This is a genomic window from Nostoc cf. edaphicum LEGE 07299 (genome assembly GCF_015207245.1).
Lineage (GTDB): Bacteria > Cyanobacteriota > Cyanobacteriia > Cyanobacteriales > Nostocaceae > Nostoc > Nostoc edaphicum_B.
In genome coordinates this window covers 1-3205 of the sequence record NZ_JADEXF010000764.1, presented here as the reverse complement: position 1 = coordinate 3205, position 3205 = coordinate 1, and the positions used below count along the sequence as shown (strand labels likewise).

The following is a 3205-nucleotide window of genomic DNA, read 5'->3' as shown; positions in this document are numbered from 1 at the left end:
AATATAATACTCAATGGTGTACGAAATTCATGGGATACCATTGAAAAAAAGCGTAATTTCAATTCACTAAGTTCTTTTTCTTGAGCTAAAGTTTTTTGAATAGTTTCTGCTTGCTGACGCTTAACTAATTGTTGATAAAGCAAAGCATAAACGCCTAATAAAATGACAAAGCTCAAGAAAGTACCGAGGAATTCAATCAACATCCGGTTGCGGATATTATCTTGAGAGTGTCTCACCGAAATTTGCAATAAATGTTCCTCCCTAGCTTGCATTTGGGTAAGTATTTCACGAATCTGATTACGGTTTTGGTTGCCTTTATTAACTAGAGGTGCTTGAATAGCAAAGCTTGATTTACCTGCTTCTTTGAGGTTAATTGACTGTTTAGATAATTCAACTCTTTGAGCAATGAATAATTTTAGTTTCGTTAGTCGCTGCTGTTGATAAGAGTCATCAGCAATTTGTTGCTGCAACTTTTGGACTTTGGCATCTAGGCTTTGCATTGCCTGATAGTAACGTTTGAGTTCTAATTGCTCTCCATATAGGATATAACCCCTACGTCCTGCTTCTGCATCGGTTAGTGTAGCAAAGATGTCGATAATGTTTTTCATTACCTCATGCGTGTCCTTCACTTGATTGCTACTTGCAATTAACTGAGTAGCATTTTGGTAAGAAATAAGACTAGCTATACCCATTAATAATAAGCACAAGCCAAAGCCAGAGGCAATCCATTTCCTTTCCAGTGACCATTTCATAGAAAAAATCAATTAATGGATCAGAGTCCATATCTTATCCAAGACCTTACATCAAAGTAAAGATTTTTCCAACAGAAGCAATAAAAGCTTAGTTCAGAATATTACTAACCGATTTTTACCCGATTTTTGCCCTTTATCTCCACAGCTATTTGTCAAAATAAACTTCTTCTGCTGCATCACACTAAAATTTCTCCAAATAAATTTAACTGTTTATTTGGAGAAATTTCATTTTATATTTATATAGATAAAACCGAGATTTAATAAGTGAGGAAATTAAATTGCCGTGTCATCTTTTAAAACATTTGAAAAGAAACAATCACAAGTTCAGACTTTACCTAATTCTGAGTTTCTGAAAAAAGTCGGTCAAGTAACTGGTGGCACACTCCTATCAATTACTATGCTATCAAGTTCTCTGCTGGCTGGAGGATTAGTTGGTTTAGCCATTAGTTTCCGCGATCTCCCAGATGTTAGACAACTGCAAAACTTTGCACCCTCAGAAACAACTTATATCTATGATATTAAAGGTAAGCTTTTAACGCGTATACATGGGGAAGCTAATCGTCAAATAGTGCCTTTAAATCAAATTTCCCCCAATTTGAAACGAGCGGTATTAGCTAGCGAAGATAGCCGTTTCTACGAGCATCATGGTATTAATCCCAGTGGTATTGGACGTGCTGCATTAGTCAATTTTGCATCTGGAGAAGTGCGAGAGGGTGGTTCTACAATCACCATGCAGTTAGTGAAAAATATTTTCTTATCTCAAAAACGTGTTTTTAGCCGAAAAATAGCAGAAGCAGTATTAGCAATTCGCTTAGAGCAAGTTCTTAGTAAAGATGAAATATTAGAAATGTACTTCAATCAAGTTTACTGGGGTCAACAACCGACAATTATCTGACCGCGCGACAGGCGGAGGTATGGTGGCTCCTGTCTGGCGTGATTTTATGCAGAAGGCACTTAAGGGTGTACCAGTAGAAAACTTTAAGTCACCTTCTAAGTTTCCTCGTCCTAAATAAAATTGAAAGTATAGGACTCCTATTTGATTTTTGAACAAGACTCAGTACGGATTTATGCCTTCTTTCCTGTTCCCTATTCCCTATTCCCTGTTCCCTGCCCACACAAGTAAATTCAGGAATCAAACCGGATTCCTATATTAAGGTTAGGTATTGGGATTTATTCTAGTTTTTTAATTCACAAATATTCTAACAATGCGGATTTTGGTAGTTGAAGATGATGTCCAGTTAGCAGAAATGCTGATGGAAGCCCTGACTGACCGTCAATATGTGGTGGATGTGGCCCAAGATGGAGAAGAAGCATGGGATTGCATCAAAGTATTGGAATATGATTTGGTGGTGTTAGATATTACCTTACCCAAGTTGGATGGTGTGAGTTTTTGTCAACGCTTGCGATCGCATACATCAGCGCGTAGCCCATCGCCTACATCAGGGCGTAGCTCATCACGCAATAGCACAATACCTGTCCTCATGTTAACAGCACGCGATACCCTTGGTGACAAAATTACCGGGTTGGATGCTGGGGCAGATGATTATATGGTCAAACCTTTTGAAATGCCAGAGTTAATGGCTCGTGTTCGCGCACTGTTGCGCCGCAATAGTTCCGCAGCAGTATTCCCAGACCTTGGTTGGGGTAGTCTGTGTTTAAATTCCAGCACTTATGAAGTTACATACGCTGACCAGCCTTTACACCTAACACCTAAAGAATTTGCTCTTTTAGAATTAATGGTTTCTAGTGGTCGGCGAGTGCTAAGTCGAGCCGGAATTATTGAGCGCATCTGGTCACTTGATGATCCTCCTAGCGAAGAAACTGTTAAGTCTCACATTAAGAGTTTACGGTATAAACTTAAAGACGCTGGTGCTGCCGATGATTTTATTGAGACAGTTCATGGATTGGGCTATCGCTTAAAGCAGCTTTAGGAAAATACCCGATTTCTACCTGATATTTACCCTTTATCTTTACAACTGATTGTTAGATTACAATTACTGAAGTTAACCTCTTCTTTTACGCTAGAACACTACAAGTTCTCCAAATCAATTTAATTATTGGTTTGGGGAATTTTAATTTTTATTTAACTAAACTAAAAAATACTTGAAGAGGAATTCAGAAGTCAGAATTCAGGAGTCAGAATCAAGACGCGACTCGAAAATACTCGCTAACGCTGCGCTATCGCAGACTTGCTCTCCGTAGCGCTATCAGTGGGGGATTCAGACCCGCCACTGAATTGCTGCACCACTAAATTTTCGATTTAGTGGGGGTATTAAACCCTTTGATTCAGACGCTCCTACGTCGCTAACGCTACGCTATCCGCCAGTCACACAGAATTCAATTCTGAATTCTGGCTCCTGACTTCTGAATTCTGTTATTAACCCTTTGATACTCGCTTCAATACTGCAACCATTTAAAATTTAATTCTTAGATATTTGATATTCTCAAATGAG

At 38.7% G+C, this 3205-nt stretch carries 2 protein-coding genes and 1 pseudogene; 2 read left to right on the top strand and 1 reads right to left on the bottom strand.

Features of this window, described 5'->3' with window-relative positions:
- Positions 1 to 752, bottom strand: a 752-nt coding sequence (locus tag IQ229_RS20315) for a CHASE3 domain-containing protein (protein ID WP_194046838.1), incomplete at its 3' end; no start/stop codon positions are given.
- Positions 753 to 1035: 283 nt separating this feature from the next.
- Here IQ229_RS20315 and IQ229_RS20310 point away from each other — a divergent pair.
- Together IQ229_RS20310 and IQ229_RS20305 are read left to right on the top strand one after the other, a co-directional pair.
- Positions 1036 to 1626, top strand: a pseudogene (locus tag IQ229_RS20310) (transglycosylase domain-containing protein); the annotation flags it as partial.
- Positions 1627 to 1957: 331 nt separating this feature from the next.
- A complete protein-coding gene (locus tag IQ229_RS20305; RefSeq protein ID WP_194046837.1) occupies positions 1958 to 2683 on the top strand; it encodes a response regulator transcription factor in 726 nt (241 codons plus the stop codon).
- The last annotated feature ends 522 nt before the right edge of the window (positions 2684 to 3205 follow it).